A 15,023-nucleotide genomic window follows, 5' to 3' on the forward strand; every position below is an offset into this window, starting at 1 on the left:
GTGACGCGCCTCCTCGTCCACCCCTGCGGCGCCGCGGTGGTGAGGGCCGCAAAGGTCTCACCCCGCCAGGCGTACGACGCTGCGGGCGCCCCCCGGCCGGGGGGCGCCCTCAGCGTTGTCAGTGCCGCGTGCCATGGTTGCGCCATGCTCCCCATCAAGGTCGAGACGGAGAACTGGCAGTCGCACCGCCGCATTTCGGCGGTGCGACTGCGCGAGCTGGTGCACCGCATCGGCGGCGCGGGCGACCGTTTCCTGATCGTCGAAGGCATACCGGCCAGGCCGGGCGTCTTCGTCCAGGTCTGGCACGAGCAGGGCGGGGACTACGAGTTCCAGCACCGCACGGGCTCCGGCGTGCGCCACATGTTCAGCACCCGGCTCACGGACCCGGACCGGGTCGCCGACGCCATGGCCCGCTGGGCGGGGCGGGACGAGGCGTGGGACGCGGGCATCGACTGGGAGGTGGACGACCTCGGCCCCGCCGCCGAGGCGGAGCCGCTGGAGCCGCGCGTGCGGGAGCGGGCCGAGGAGCATGTGCGGCGGATGCTGCGCCACGGCTACCTCGGCCTGGCCAAGCTCGCCGACGAGACCGTCTACCTGATGGACGACCCGGGCGCCGAGCCTGGCCCGGTGTCGAAGCCGCAGGCCCAGGAGATCGTGGAGCGGCTGTGGCTGGAGCGGCTCGACGAGCAGGACGGCTGGGCCGGGGAGACCGACCCGGACCGGCTGGAGCGGGCGTTCGCGGAGCTCACCGCGAGCGGCATCACCGCGCGCGAGGACTTCACCTGCTGCCACGGCTGCGGAACGACAGAAATCGGGGCGGAACGGACGGACGGGGAGCGCGGGTTCGTCTTCTTCCACCACCAGGGCACCGAGAGCGCGGCCGAGGGGCACGGACTGGCGCTGTACTACGGCGAGTTCGAGGAGTCGGGCACCACCACGGCGACGGAGGTCGGCCACGAGGTCGTCGCGGCGCTCACCCGCGCGGGGCTGACCGCCGAGTGGGACGGATCACCGGAGCGGGCCATCGAGCTCAACGCCCTGGACTGGCGCAAGCGGCTCACGGGCTGAGAAGCGCCGGTCTCAAGGAATGAGAAGGGGGCGGTGGGCAGCGGGGGTTTCGCGCCAAGGGCCCGTATCGGAGCGGGAGGGGGACTCCCACGGCCTGTCCCGTCTGCTTCAATGGGGGCATGAGGAGCCACCAGAACACCGCGCCGGGTCGTCACGACCTCGAGCCGTTCTGGCCTTCCCGTCAGCACCATGACTTCGACCGGGTGTGTTGCCGCGCGATGAACGCGCGGGCCCTCTAAAGCCGTTACCCCGGTCCTCTCCACAGCTCCATCGCTGTACCGACCCCGGTCCCGGCCTTCGGCCTGACGCGCATGACGTACGTCCTCGACGACTCCTTCGCGCGAAAGAGCTGACCTGCCATGGCGAACTCCCGTTCCTTCACCGCCACTTCCACCGCTGCCGCCCCCGTCGGCCCCGTCCCGGCGCCGCCCTCCGCCCGGGGCCGACTGCGGGCCGTCGCGCCCGACGAGGTGGTGCAGATCACCGACTTCCTGCCGCCGGGCGCCACCTGGCTGCCCGCGCCGCAGCACACCCTGCCGACGCTGCCGGGCCAGCCGCCGATGATCGGCTACCTGGTCCTCGTACCGGCCGGGCAGGAGCACCCCGTGGCCGCCGAGCCGCCCGCCGCCGTCGGCGCGCCGCCCGAGGACGCGGAGCCCGTCGCCGACGGGCCCGTGCGGATCGACACCGCGCAGCGCTCCGCGCAGGTCGGCGGGCGGCCGCTCGACCTCACGTATCTGGAGTTCGAGCTGCTCGCCCACCTCGTCGCGCATCCGCACCGGGTGCACACCCGCGACCAGTTGGTGACCACGGTCTGGGGGTACGGGCACGTGGGCGACGGCCGGACCGTCGACGTCCACATCGCGCGGCTGCGGCGCAAGCTCGGTGCCGAGCACCGGCAGTCGATCCAGACGGTGCGGCGGGTCGGGTACAAGTACGCGCCGTAGGTCCGATCAGGGCCGTTGCGTGCCCCTGAGGTCTGCCGGCAGCAGAAAGCTGTTCCGCTCGGCGGGGTCCGGCAGGCAGAGTCGGCGGCATGAGACTTCTGATGCTGGGCGGTACGGAGTTCGTGGGGCGGGCCGTCACGGAGGCGGCGCTCGGGCGGGGCTGGGAGGTGACCGTCTTCCACCGGGGGCACCACCCGGCTCCCCCGGGCACCCGGGCGGTCCACGGCGACCGGCTCGCCCCGGACGGACTCGCCGCGCTCGCCGCGGACGAGGGCGAGTGGGACGTCGTCGTCGACACCTGGTCCGGGGCGCCGCGCGCGGTCCGGGACACCGCGCGGCTGCTCGCCGGGCGGGCGGACCGGTATGTGTATGTGTCGAGCGCGTCCGTGTATCCGCACCCGCTGCCGGCCGGGTCCGACGAGCGCCACCCCGTCGTGGACGGCGACCCGGACGCGGACTCCGTGGCGTACGCGGAGGACAAGCGGGGCGGCGAGCTGGCGGCGGCCGCCGAGTTCAGCGACGGGCGGACGCTGTTCGCGCGGGCCGGTCTGATCCTGGGTCCGTACGAGAACATCGGGCGGCTGCCGTGGTGGCTGAACCGGGTCGCACGCGGTGGGCCCGTACTCGCGCCCGGGCCACGGGAGTTGGACCTGCAGTACATCGATGTGCGGGATCTCGCGGAGTGGGTGCTTGACGCGGCGGGGGCGGGGCTGCACGGGGCGTACAACGTGATCTCCCCCATCGCGCATACGACGATGGGGGAGTTCTTGGAGGCGTGCGTGGACGTGACCGGGGCCGGTGCCGAGCTGCGGTGGGTGGAGCCCGGTGTGCTCGCGGCGGCGGGGGTCGAGCCGTGGATGGAGCTTCCCGTGTGGATTCCGCCGGGCGAGCTGCACGACACGATCCACCGGACGTCCACCGACAAGGCCGTGGCCGCGGGGCTGGTGGCCCGGCCGGTCCGGGAGACCGTCGCCGATACGTGGGAGTGGCTGGTCTCTCTGGGCGGGGTCGCCCCTCAGCGGGGTGACCGGCCTGTGGTGGGGCTTGCTCCTGAGAAGGAGGCGGCCTTGCTGAGGGGCACTCCGGGTTTCGGCGACTTGCCCTCTTAGTGGTCGGCGCTCTGCGTCGTGGGGCTGTGCCCACCCGTTCCGCCGTGCGGAACGCCTGCCCACAGCGGGGACGGCTGGCCCTGCGGGGACGGGTGGCCCTGCGGGGACGGGTGGCCCTGCGGGGACGGGTGGCCCTGCGGGGACGGGTGGCCCTGCGGGGACGGGTGGCCCTGCGGGGAGGGCTGACCCTGCGGAGACGGGTGGTTTTGCGGGGACCACTCGCCCTGTGGGGACGGCTGGCTCTGCTGCGCCGGGATGTGGTCCTCCTCGCCGTGCGAGACCTTCGGGAGCCAGCGCAGCCAGCGCGGTGTGTGCCAGTTGCGGTCGCCCAGGAGTGCCATCAGGGACGGGAGGAGGATCATGCGGACCACCGTCGCGTCGAGGAGGACCGCCACGCCGAGGCCCACGCCCATCTGCTGCATGTCCTGCATCGACAGGGTGCCGAAGACCGCGAAGACCGCGACCATGATGACCGCCGCGCCCGTCACCGCGCCCGCCGTCCGCGTGATGCCCTCGCGGATCGCCGAGCTGTTGTCGAGGCCGCGGTCGCGCATCTCGCGGATCCGGGAGACCACGAAGACGTGGTAGTCCATGGAGAGGCCGAAGAGGACGACCAGGACGAACAGCGGCATCCAGTTCTCGATGGCGCCGACCTTCTCCGAGCCGATCAGCTCCGCGCCCCAGCCGTGCTGGAAGACGGCCGTCATGACGCCGTAGGCCGCGCCCACGGAGAGGAGGTTGAGGGCGATGGACGTCACCGCGATCACCGGTGAGCGGAAGCTGAACAGCATCAGCAGGAACGTGACCGCCGCGATGAACGCGAAGACCGGCACGATGCCGCTGCTGAGCTGATCGCTGAAGTCCTCGGACTCGGCCAGGTCACCGCCCACGTACGCCTCGACGTCAGCCTGTCCCTCGAAGGCCGCGGGGACCGTCGTGTCGCGGAGGTCGTGCAGGGCCTTCTTCGCCGCCGCGTCCGTTCCGCTGCCGGGGAGCGGGACCGCGATCTCGGCGACGTCCGCCCCCTTGTGGACGGTCAGTTCGGCGTCTCGGCCCGCTTGCTTCGTGAGGGAGTCGAGTGCGTTCGTGACCTGCCGGTCGCCGATGTCAGGGGCCTTGACCACCACCCGCGCCGGGGCCGGGCCGCCCGGGAACTCGTCGGTGATCTTCTTGTACGCGACGGAGAGCGGGGCGTCGGAGCCGAACTGCTTCTCCAGGCCGAGCTGTTCGGTCTTCATGCCGACGGCGGGGGCCGCGAGGGCGAGGAGCAGGACCACGCCCGCCACCGTGAAGAACTTGGGGGCGGCCAGGACCGGCCGGAGGAACGTCTTGGCGAGGCCGCCGCCCGCGGGTGCGCCCCGCTTGGGGCGGCGGCGGTTCAGGAACGGGATGCGGCCCGCGTCGACCTTGTCACCGAGTCCGGCGAGCAGCGCCGGGAGGACCGTGACGGAGCCCAGCATCGCCACGCACACCACGAGGATCGTGGCGACCGCGAAGCCCTTGAAGAGGAGCAGCCCGGACAGGAACATGCCTGCCATCGCCACCATGACCGTCAGGCCCGACACCAGGACCGCGCGCCCGCTGGTGGCCGCGGCGATGCGCAGGGCCGTGTCCGCGTCGTGGCCCGCGGCCCGTTCGTCGCGCTCGCGGCGCAGGTAGAAGAGGCAGTAGTCGACGCCCACGGCCATGCCCATCAGGAACATCACCGAGTACGTCGTCTCGAAGATGTGCACGGCGTGGCTGGCGAGGCCGAGCAGACCGAAGGCCGCCACGCACGCCGTCAGCGCGAGTCCGACCGGCAGCAGCGCCGCCACCACGGCGCCGAACGCGACGAGGAGGATGCCGAGGGCCAGCGGGACGGCCGTGAACTCGGCGGACTTGAGGTCGTCGGAGAGCAGGTCGTTGAGGTGCTTCTCCGAGCTGGCGTCGCCGAACTGGTAGACGTGGATGCCGTTCCCCGCCCCGGCGTCCCGTGCCTTGTCCACCGCGTCGAGCACCGGCTGCACTGCGTCGGCCGCCTTGTCGGAGGCGCCCTTCAGCTGGAAGCGGAGCAGCGCGTCCTTGCCGTCCTCGGAGGCGAGCGGCGGCTGCAGCCCGGTGATCCTCCCCGTGTCGCGCAGGGCGCCGGACAGGTCGCCCGCCGCCTCCTTCCAGCCCCCCGCCGTCCGCGCCGAGACCATGACCAGCTCGCCGGCGGGCTCGTCGACGCCCGCGTCCTTGAGGATGGCGGCGGCCCGGCCCGAGTCGCCGGTGCCCATCTCGTCGTCGTCCGCGGTCACCATGCCGGTGCCGCCGCCGATGACCGTCGCGAGCACGACGAAGAGCAGCCAGCCGAGGATGGCCTTCTTGCGATGGTGCGCGCTCCACACACCGAGTCGTGCCGCGAGGTTCTGCCTCTTGGCGCCCATGGGATTCCCCCCGAGTGAGTAAACGTCGAATAAGCCGATGAAGACGCGGCCAACGCTAGAAATCGGGGGCTCCCCCACCCAGCCGCCGAGGCCCCCTCTCGGTGAAGCACAGGGCGAGGCCGGAGGGTGTCGTCAGGTACACCACGGGCCGGGTGCCGGGCCCAATGACCTGGGGCGGGCCGACCAGGGAGACTGTCTGTCGTATCAGGTCGAGGAGAGGGACATCATGGGGAAGTCACGGGTGGGGCGGGCAGTGGTCGCGGGGGTGCGCGGACTGCAGCTGTCGATCGTCTCGCTGGCGGGCGGGATCATCTACTTCGTGCTCTCGGTCCTGTCGATCTGCTTCATCCTGCTGGGCATCGGCATCTTCACCACGCCCGTGGTCCTCACGGGGCTGCGCAAGCACGCGAACCTGCGCCGGGTGCAGGCCGGCGAGTGGTCCGGCGTGCACATCCCGATCCCGTACCGGCCCTTCCCCCCGAACATGAAGACCGGCGTGCGCGGGCAGGCGCAGCGCTGCTCGCTGATGCTGAAGGACCCGGCGACCTGGCGGGATCTGCAGTGGCTCCTGGCCGACATGACGGCGGGCTATGTCATCGCGCTCCTCGCGGCCCTGCTGGCCCCCCTGTACCCGGTGTACGGCTGGGTGCTCGCCCTCGGCGTGTGGAAGCCGATCCACGAGGCGGGCGGCGGCGAGTGGTACGGCTTCATCCACGTCCAGTCGCAGACGGACGCCAACTACGCGGCGCTGCTCGGCACCGTGCTGCTCGTCGTCGGCCTCTTCACCGCGCCCGCCCTGGTCCGCGCCCACTTCCTGCTGGCCCGCGGCATGATCGCCCCCACCGCCGCGATGCGCGAGCGTGAACTGGCGCTGCGCGTCGACCACTTGACGGAGACCCGGCACGACGCCGTGGACACCTCCGCCGCCGAGCTGCGCCGCATCGAGCGCGATCTGCACGACGGGGCGCAGGCCCGCCTGGTCGCGATGGGCATGGACCTCGGCACCATCGAGGCGCTGATCGAGAAGAACCCGGCGAAGGCCAAGGAGATGATCGCCCGGGCCCGGCAGAACTCCGGCGAGGCCCTCACCGAGCTGCGCGACCTGGTCCGCGGCATCCACCCGCCGGTGCTCGCCGAGCGCGGTCTCGGCGACGCGGTGAAGGCGGTGGCGCTGCGGCTGCCCGTCGACATCGAGGTGGACGTGGAACTGCCGGGCCGGGCCGAGGCGCCGGTGGAGGCCGCGGCGTACTTCGCGGTGAGCGAGGTCCTGACGAACGTGGTCAAGCACGCGGCGGCGGACCGCGTCTGGGTGGACGTGCACCACGCGGAGGGCATGCTGCGGATCGCGGTCACGGACAACGGCAAGGGCGGTGCCCGGGTCGGTACGGGTTCGGGGCTGAGCGGGATCGAACGCCGACTCGGTACATTCGACGGCGTACTGGCCGTCAGCAGTCCCGTTGGCGGCCCGACCATGGTGACCATGGAGATCCCTTGCGAGTTGTCCTAGCCGAAGATCTCTTCCTGCTCCGCGACGGCCTGGTGCGGATGCTGGAGGCATTCGACTTCGAGATCGCGGCTGCCGTCGAGACGGGCCCCGAACTGACCAAGGCCCTCGCGGAGTTGGAGCCGGACGTCGCCGTCGTGGACGTACGGCTGCCGCCGTCCCACACGGACGAGGGCCTGCAGTGCGCGCTCGCCGCGCGCCGGGCCCGGCCGGGGCTGCCGGTGCTCGTGCTCTCCCAGCACGTGGAGCAGCTGTACGCGCGCGAGCTGCTCGCGGACGGGAACGGCGGGGTGGGATATCTGCTCAAGGACCGGGTCTTCGACGCGGACCAGTTCATCGACGCGGTGCGCCGGGTCGCGGCGGGCGGCACCGCGATGGACCCCACGGTGATCCAGCAGCTCCTGTCGCGGCGCTCGGCGGCCGACCACCCGCTGGGGAAGCTGACGCCGCGCGAGCGGGAGGTCCTCGAGCTGATGGCGCAGGGCAGGTCGAACGCGGCGATCGCGGCGCAGCTCGTGGTCACGGAGCGGGCGATCGCGAAGCACACGTCGAATATCTTCGGGAAACTCGATCTGCCGGTTTCGGACGACGACAATCGCCGGGTGCTCGCGGTTCTCGCATATCTGGACCAGGGCCGCTGATCGCTGAACGCGATGGGGCCGTGATGCGTATGTAGCCCCATGCGACGTACCCCACAACGCAGTTCACGGAAACGATCAAAACTGTCCCGGCGTCTCGTCACCGCCGCAGCCGCGCTCTTGCTGGGCGGTGGCGGCCTGGTCGCGGTGAATTTCTACGCGAATGCGGAGGACGGTCCGGACGCCGCGCCGCCCGACGTGGCGGCGCGGATGGCGACCATCGACTGCCCCGATGCGACCGACCGGCTGCCGCAGGTTCCGCAGGACCAGCGGGCCGAGCAGGACCGTCGACTCGCCGACCTGGACGGTCAGATCACCGAGGCGTACACCCGCTTCATGGCCGACCGGACCCAGGACGAGCAGTCCGTCCTCGACCCCCTTGAGCAGCGGCGCCGCACCACCCTCGACCAGCTGGGACCCGGCCTCGACGACCTGGCCCCCTGCACCATGCGCCCCGCCGAGGGGACCGGGCAGCCCGCCGACGGCGCACCGGCCGCTCCCCCGCAGGGCAACGGCCCCGACGCGAGCGACTTCGTCCCCATCACCTCCGTCCGCCCGGACGCGGCCCTCCCCCGCGAGCGGCGCGGCGCGTCCCGTGGCAGCTTCACCACGAAATGCGGGCGCAACGAGAACGGCAAATTCAACCCCGACAACGTCATCGTGGCGCCCGGTGTGAGCAATGGCGCGCACCATATGCACGACTACGTGGGAAATCAGGCGACGGACGCCTTCGCGAGCGACGACGATCTCGCGAACGGGGCGACGAGCTGCCGCAATCAGGGTGACAAATCCACGTACTACTGGCCGGTGCTCCGCCTCCAGAACGGAAAGGCCGAGAACGACGCCGGAGCCGACGGCGGCGGAAAGGACCAGAACGTCGGGGAGATCCAGACCCCGGCCGCGGTCACCCTGAAATTCGCCGGGAGCCCGGTGAGCAAGGTCGCCCCCATGCCGCGCTTCCTGCGCATCATCACGGGCGACGCGAAGGCGTTCACCAACGGCGACGCGAACGCCAACGCCTCGTGGAGCTGCACCGGCTTCGAGAACCGGCAGCTGAAGGACAAGTACCCGGTCTGCCCGCGCGGTTCGAAGGTCGTGCGCACCTTCCGCTTCCAGAGCTGCTGGGACGGCCGGAACACGGACAGCGCCAACCACCGCACGCATGTGGCGTTCGCGGACCGGCGCACGGGTGCCTGCCCGCAGGGGTTCCGCGCCATCCCCCAGCTGGTGCAGCGCATCGTGTACGACGTGCCGCCGGGGCCCGGCTTCGCCGTCGACTCGTTCCCCGAGCAGCTGCACAAGCCGGTCACCGACCACGGCGACTTCATCAACGTCTTCGACGAGCGCCTGATGCGCAGGGTCGCCGACTGTGTGAATTCCGGGCGCCGTTGCTCGTAGCCGGCCCCGGCCAGTTCTTTCACCGCGGGCCGGTGGGGGCTGGTCGCGCAGTTCCCCGCGCCCCTATGGGGCGCCGTGGTGGCCGCCGTCCCCGTGCTCATGCCCGGCGGCCACCACGGTCCCGCCCAGCCGCTCCCGCACCTCGGTGACCACCGTGCGCGAGCCCACCACGATCCACTTCCGCCCCACGAGATACGTGCCCCCGTACGCCCGCGCCTCCGCGAACCACTCTGACTGACCACGGTCAGTTGTAAAGGTTGCGAGGACAAAGCGACGGGAACCTTTCTTGCAGGTGGCCTGCCGTAGGTCGGCGGCATCCGTCGTGATGTCGGGCGCACAGCGCGCCCTGACCGCCAGCTGCTCCAGACTGCCGCCCGCCGTCCCGGGCGCGCCGTCTCCGTTCGAGCCGCAGCCCGCCACCAGCGCCAGCACTCCCACACCCATGCCCATAAGCGCGCCTCGCGCTGCCCGCATGACCCGCACGCTCTCACTCATCCCTTCAGGCGATCCCAACTCGCCATCTCCGTATGCACCGTTGAGCACCGACGTACGCCCGGATACCGTGCGCCGCAGCCAGCGGCCCGCGACACAGGGGGTACACATGACCGAACCGTCCCGACGTTCCGTGCTCGGCGCGGCCGGTGCCATCGGCATCGGCACGGCTCTCAGCGGGGTGGCGCTGCCCGCACAGGCCGCGGAGCGCCCCGCCTCACGTACGGATTCCGCGCGCGCAGCGCTCAAGAGAGTCCTGCCGCATCATGCGGACCAGTTCCACCTCAGACTCGTCCCCGCCCAGGGGAACCGCGATCGCTTCCGGGTCACGGGAGCCACCGGCCGCATCGAGGTGTCCGGCACCTCACCCGCCGTACTCCTGACGGGAGTTCACTGGTATCTGAAGTACGCGTGCGGGGCGCACATCGCGTGGAACGGCAGCCAGCTCGACCTGCCGCGCCGCCTGCCCGCCCCCGGCAAGGAGCTGACCCGTGAGACGGCGCTGCCGCACCGGTTCGCGCTCAACGACACCAACGACGGGTACACCGCCCCGTACGCCGACTGGGCGTACTGGGAGCGGATGATCGACGTCCTGGCGCTGCACGGCTGCAACGAGGTCTTCGTGATGGCGGGCGCCGAGGCCGTCTACCACCGTGTCCTGAAGGACTTCGGCTACTCCGACGCCGAGGCCCGCGCCTGGCTCCCGGCGCCCTCGCACCAGCCGTGGTGGCTGCTGCAGAACCTCTCCGGATACGGGGGCCCGCTCTCTCCCGAACTCATCGCGCAGCGCGGCGAGTTGGGCAAGCGCATCTGCGACCGGCTGCGCGCGCTCGGCATGGCCCCGGTCCTGCCCGGCTACTACGGCCACGTCCCGGACGGCTTCGTGTCCCGCAACGGCGGGGACGCGCGGGTCGTGCCGCAGGGCACCTGGCACGGCTTCAAGCGCCCCGACTGGCTGGACCCGCGCACGCAGTCCTTCGCCAAGGTGGCCGCGTCCTTCTACCGCCACCAGGACGACCTCTTCGGCGAGGCGGGCCACTTCAAGATGGACCTGCTGCACGAGGGCGGCACGGCGGGCGACGTGCCGGTGCCGGACGCCGCGAAGGGCGTGGAGCGGGCACTGCACGCGGCGAGACCCGGGGCGACCTGGGTGATCCTCGGCTGGGAGGCGAACCCCCTGCCTGAACTCCTGGACGCCATCGACAAGAAGAAGATGCTGATCGTCGACGGGGTCTCCGACCGCTTCACGAGCGTCACCGACCGCGAGAAGGACTGGGGCGGCACGCCGTACTGCTTCGGCACGATCCCCAACTTCGGCGGCCGCACGACGATCGGCGCCCGCGCCCACATCTGGATGGACAAGTTCTTCGCCTGGCGCGACAAGCAGGACAGCGCCCTGGCGGGCACGGCGTACCTGCCGGAGGCGACGGACCGCGATCCAGCGGCCTTCGAGCTCTTCTCCGAACTGGCGTGGACGGAGCGGAAGATCGACCGGGCCGCCTGGTTCTCGGACTACGCGGACCTCCGCTACGGCGACCGCGACCGGAACGCGCGGGCCGCGTGGCGGGCCCTGCACGACACGGCCTACCAGCAGACCGCCGTGGAACGCAGCGACCCGCACGACTCCCTCTTCGCGGCCCGCCCCGACCTGGCCGCGAACCGCGCCGCCGAGTACGCGCCGCGCGCGCTCACCTACGACCCGGCCCGCTTCGACGCGGCGCTCGCGGGCCTGCTGGCGGTGACGGGAACGCTCCGCGGCTCGGCCGCCTACAAGTACGACCTCGTCGACGTGGCCCGCCAGGCGGTGGCCCACCGCAGCCGCCAGCTCCTGCCGCAGCTGCGCTCGGCGTACACCCGCAAGGACCAGGAAACCTTCAAGGCCCTGTCGACCCTGTGGCTGAAACTGATGGCCCTCTCGGACGACATCACGGGCACCAACTCGGCTTTCCTGCTCGGCCCTTGGGTGGACCAGGCGCGCCGCCTCGCGACGAACGACACCGAGCGGGCCGAGTTCGAGCGGACCGCGAAGGTGCTCATCACGGTGTGGGGCGACCGGCCCACCTCCGACCCCGGCAAGCTGCACGAGTACGGCAACCGCGAGTGGCACGGCCTGATGGCCGACTTCTACACGCCGCGCTGGAAGAAGTGGCTGGACGAACTCGCGGACGCGCTCGCGGCGGGCCGGGAGCCGAAGCCGGTGGACTGGTTCGCGGTCGAGGAGCCGTGGACACGGGAGCGCAAGGACTACCCGCTGCGCCCGGTCGCCGACCCGTACCGGACGGCGACACGGGTCCGGGACACCCTCGCGGCGGCGCCCTACCAGGGCTCGCTGTCCGTGACGGCGGACCCGCCGGCGTTCCCGCCGGGCGGGAACGCGCGCGTGCAGGCGGAGTTCCGCAACGTCAACGGGCTGCGGGCGACGGGCGAGGTCGACTTCAAGCTCACCGGGATCGACGCGGAGCCACAGGGCCCGACGTCCCTGCCGAGCGTTCCGGCGGCGGGGAAGGGCAGCGTGAAGTGGCTGGCGAGCGCGCCGAGTTCACCGCTGGACCGCCCGTTGCGGCCCCTTCCCTACAAGATCGCCGTCCAGTACGGCCCGAAGGGCGAGCCCCGGGTGACCTCGGTGCACGCGGGCACGCTGTACGAGGCGGGGCCGCTGAGCGAGGGCTGGAAGACGTACACGAACAACGCGGCGGTCTTCGGCGAACTGGAGGGCGCGTACGCGATCAACGGGGCGGGCGCGGACCTCTGGAAGGGCACGACGGAGTTCGGCGCGCTCTACCGGGCGGGGGCGTTCAAGGACGGCGTCTCGGTGACGGTGAAGGTGACGTCGCAGGACGCGACGGGGCCGTGGGCGCGGGCCGGGATCATCGCCCGCGACAGCATGGCCACGGCCGGCTCGAAGGGGATCGTGGACCTGGCGGTCACCCCGGCGAACGGGGTCGTGCTGTCGTACGACACGAACGGCGACGGGACGCTGGACACGTACAAGAGGATCACGGGGGTGAAGGCGCCGGTGCTGCTGCGGCTTTCGTGGGCGGGGGGTTCGGTCACGGGGGCGTGCTCGACGGATGACGGGGCGTCTTGGCGGACCGTCGCCACGGTCCCGGTCTCCGGGGCGGGCGGGGCTCAGGATGTGGGGATGTTCATGAGTGCGACGAATGGGGGCGATGGGGGGCGCGGGACGGTGGAGTTCGCGGAGTGGGGGCTGGGGTAGCGCCTCCGGCGGTTTTTCCCCAATCCCGCCCCTACCCGAATCCGCCGACTCCGTCGGCCCTGGGGCACCCGATATCGCCTTGAGGGCTCGTCCTCAAACGCCGGACGGGCTGAGATCGCTCAGCCCGTCCGGCAAGGGCGCCCCAGGTACCGCTCAAGGCGCCCCCGCCCGTGAAAAGTGACCGTAGGACCATTCGCTCGTTTTGCTGAACGTGTCGTCCCAAGCGCAGTCCCCGGAAGCCGCCCCCAAGACCGCCGCCACCCCCGTCGTCGACGTAGACCAGGCCGAGGCCGCTCTCGTCGAGCACTACCCACGGCTGGTCCGGCTCGCCTACCTGGTGCTGCCGCCCAGCCTCGGCCGCAACCGCCGCGTGCTCACCGCCCACGCGCTCACCCAGCGCGCCCTCCCCCGCAACCGCGCCACGGGCGACGCCGCCGTCGTCCCGGGCCAAGGGGCACCTCCCACGCCTTCAGGGCAGTGGGGGAGGATCGCGGAGGGCGGGCGCAACGGAGACCCGGGGTACGTCTTCGTGCGCCTGCGGGTGCTGCGCACCGCGCTCGAAGCCGGGCTGCCGCTGCGCCGCAAGGCGTGGCCGAAGCGGGCCCAGCTGCCGCCGCTGCTGCCGCATGTGTGGGGGCTGCGGCTGTTTCCGCGCTCGGGGGGCGCCGATGAACTCGCCCTGGACCAGCGGCTCTCGGCCCTGTCCGGGCCCGCCCGCGCCGCGTACGTGCTGCGCGGCCTTGAGCAGCTGAGCGACACCGACGTACGGAAGGTGCTGGCCGCCGCGGGGCTCACGGAGGCGGCCGCGGCGGACGCCCTCGTGGAGGCCGAGTCCGTGGCGCCGCAGTACGCGCTGCTCGACTCCCCCGAGTTCGACCCCTGCTCGCTGCAGGCGCGGCCCACCGACCTGATGCGGCGCAGACAGCACATGAAGGCCGCGGGGGTCGCGGCCGCCGCGGCCCTGCTGTGCGGGGCGCTGCTCGGGCTTCCGGGCGACGGCTGGGGCCCGGACGGCGCCGCCGCGCCCCCGTACGCGCAGAACCCCGCGGGCCAAGCGGCCCTGGATCCCGGCCAGTTGACGAAGGTCGCGCCCGCCGCGTGGAAGCGCTCGGCGCGCACCGACTTCTCCGTGTGGCCCGCGCGCGGGTCGCTCACCGGCGACAAGGCGCTGCTGCGGCGCGCCCTCGCGGTGTGGGCGCGGCCCGGCGAGTCGGTGCAGGTCTCCGCGACCCCCGCCACCCCGGCGGGCGCCCCACCCGGACCCGCCCAACTGCTGTACGCGGGCGAGGTCGACGCGGCGCGCGTGGTGCTGTTCTACGACGGTCTGCGGCTCGTCCGGTACGCCGAGCCCACGTCGGGCACGGCGGGCGCGGCCCTCGACTTCGCGCGGGCCGACGGGGCGACGGGGGCGGAGGCGGAGGCCGTGGTGCTGAACCGCGCCGACGGCAACGTCCGCTATCTGACGGCGCCTTGGGTGAGTGCCGCGTCGGTGCGGGACCTGCTGAAGCCGGGGGCCGCGGCGTCGTCCCTGCACCGGTCGGCCGACGGTGTGACGAGCCCCTTCGCGAGCCCGGCGCTCGCCCGGACGTGCGCGTCCTGGAACACGCTGCAGCTCCGCGACAACAGCGGCACGTCGCGTCTCCTGACCGACCTCGGGGAGCTCGCCCCCGCCCACCTCACGTCGGGCGGCCCGGCCGCTCCGCACGAGGCGAGCCCCGCGGCGTGGTCGCGGCTCGCCTGCTCGCTGGCGTCCGTGCGGGCGCACGGGGTGCGGTCGGTGAACTCCTGGAACTACGCCCGGCAGACGCTGCCCGAGGGGAACGGGGCGGCGGAGTGGACGTGTACGCGGGCGGAGACGTGGCGGGGTGGCGGGAGCCGGGTGCTTGCGCAGTTCGCGGGGCCCGGTTCGGGGTCGGCCGCGGTGGCGGCCAAGGCGGAGGACTCCCCCGCCTGCGGTGGGCGCGATCCGCTGGTGCTGGCGGGGGTGCTGTGGAAGTCCCGGGCGGGGCAGTGGTACTTGCTGGGGGCGGGGAGCAAGGGGGTCACTTCGGTGACGGCCTCGGGGGGCAAGAAGGTGCCGGGCCATGTGCTCGCCGTGCCGACGAAGCGGTCGGCGAAGGCGAGCTTGAACGGACGTCTGGCGAACGGCACGAAGGTCTCGACGCTGCGCTGACCCTTTCCCCAGCCCCGCCCCTTCCCGAAACGGCGACTCCGTCGCCCTGGGGCGCCCGTCCTGGGGCTT

The 15,023-nt window shown here is 72.4% G+C and carries 10 protein-coding genes; 8 read left to right on the forward strand and 2 right to left on the reverse strand.

Annotation, left to right across the window (positions count from 1 at the left end; genetic code table 11):
• Positions 1-144: 144 nt before the first annotated feature.
• The 3 genes from ACFWYM_RS17665 (at position 145) to ACFWYM_RS17675 (ending at position 3,124) form a co-directional block, all read left to right on the forward strand.
• Positions 145-1,068 (forward strand): DUF6891 domain-containing protein, encoded by a 924-nt coding sequence (locus ACFWYM_RS17665; RefSeq protein ID WP_384837167.1) that lies wholly within the window; start codon positions 145-147, stop codon positions 1,066-1,068.
• A gap of 359 nt (positions 1,069-1,427) precedes the next feature.
• A complete protein-coding gene (locus ACFWYM_RS17670; protein ID WP_384837170.1) occupies positions 1,428-2,015 on the forward strand; it encodes a winged helix-turn-helix domain-containing protein in 588 nt (195 codons plus the stop codon).
• An 89-nt stretch (positions 2,016-2,104) separates the two neighbouring features.
• Entirely contained in the window at positions 2,105-3,124 is a 1,020-nt protein-coding gene (locus ACFWYM_RS17675; RefSeq protein ID WP_384837173.1) for an NAD-dependent epimerase/dehydratase family protein, read from the forward strand.
• Here ACFWYM_RS17675 and ACFWYM_RS17680 read toward each other — a convergent pair.
• Positions 3,121-5,532, reverse strand: coding sequence for an MMPL family transporter (locus tag ACFWYM_RS17680; protein ID WP_384837176.1), 2,412 nt, complete (start codon positions 5,530-5,532; stop codon positions 3,121-3,123). The genes ACFWYM_RS17675 and ACFWYM_RS17680 overlap by 4 nt on opposite strands.
• A 226-nt stretch (positions 5,533-5,758) precedes the next feature.
• On the opposite strand from ACFWYM_RS17680, the gene ACFWYM_RS17685 reads away from it, so the two are divergent.
• From ACFWYM_RS17685 to ACFWYM_RS17695, 3 genes are read left to right on the forward strand one after another with little or no spacing between them, the layout of a single operon-like run.
• Entirely contained in the window at positions 5,759-7,039 is a 1,281-nt protein-coding gene (locus tag ACFWYM_RS17685; protein ID WP_384837179.1) for a sensor histidine kinase, read from the forward strand.
• The gene (locus ACFWYM_RS17690; RefSeq protein WP_384837182.1) at positions 7,024-7,677 is read left to right on the forward strand and encodes a LuxR C-terminal-related transcriptional regulator; all 654 of its coding nucleotides are present in this window, start codon (positions 7,024-7,026) and stop codon (positions 7,675-7,677) included. The genes ACFWYM_RS17685 and ACFWYM_RS17690 overlap by 16 nt, the downstream gene beginning before the upstream one ends.
• A gap of 39 nt (positions 7,678-7,716) precedes the next feature.
• Positions 7,717-9,072, forward strand: coding sequence for a DUF1996 domain-containing protein (locus tag ACFWYM_RS17695; protein ID WP_384837185.1), 1,356 nt, complete (start codon positions 7,717-7,719; stop codon positions 9,070-9,072).
• Between the two features lie 63 nt (positions 9,073-9,135).
• On the opposite strand, the gene ACFWYM_RS17700 is transcribed toward ACFWYM_RS17695, so the two are convergent.
• Complete coding sequence (locus tag ACFWYM_RS17700) at positions 9,136-9,516, reverse strand: hypothetical protein (protein ID WP_384837188.1); 381 nt, start codon at positions 9,514-9,516, stop codon at positions 9,136-9,138.
• A gap of 157 nt (positions 9,517-9,673) precedes the next feature.
• Between ACFWYM_RS17700 and ACFWYM_RS17705 the strand changes: the two genes are divergently transcribed.
• The gene (locus ACFWYM_RS17705; RefSeq protein WP_384837191.1) at positions 9,674-12,781 is read left to right on the forward strand and encodes an alpha-N-acetylglucosaminidase; all 3,108 of its coding nucleotides are present in this window, start codon (positions 9,674-9,676) and stop codon (positions 12,779-12,781) included.
• Between the two features lie 211 nt (positions 12,782-12,992).
• Positions 12,993-14,954, forward strand: coding sequence for a hypothetical protein (locus ACFWYM_RS17710; RefSeq protein WP_384837195.1), 1,962 nt, complete (start codon positions 12,993-12,995; stop codon positions 14,952-14,954).
• Positions 14,955-15,023 lie beyond the last annotated feature (69 nt).

It is taken from the genome of Streptomyces sp. NPDC059009, assembly GCF_042740175.1.
Taxonomy (GTDB): Bacteria; Actinomycetota; Actinomycetes; order Streptomycetales; family Streptomycetaceae; genus Streptomyces.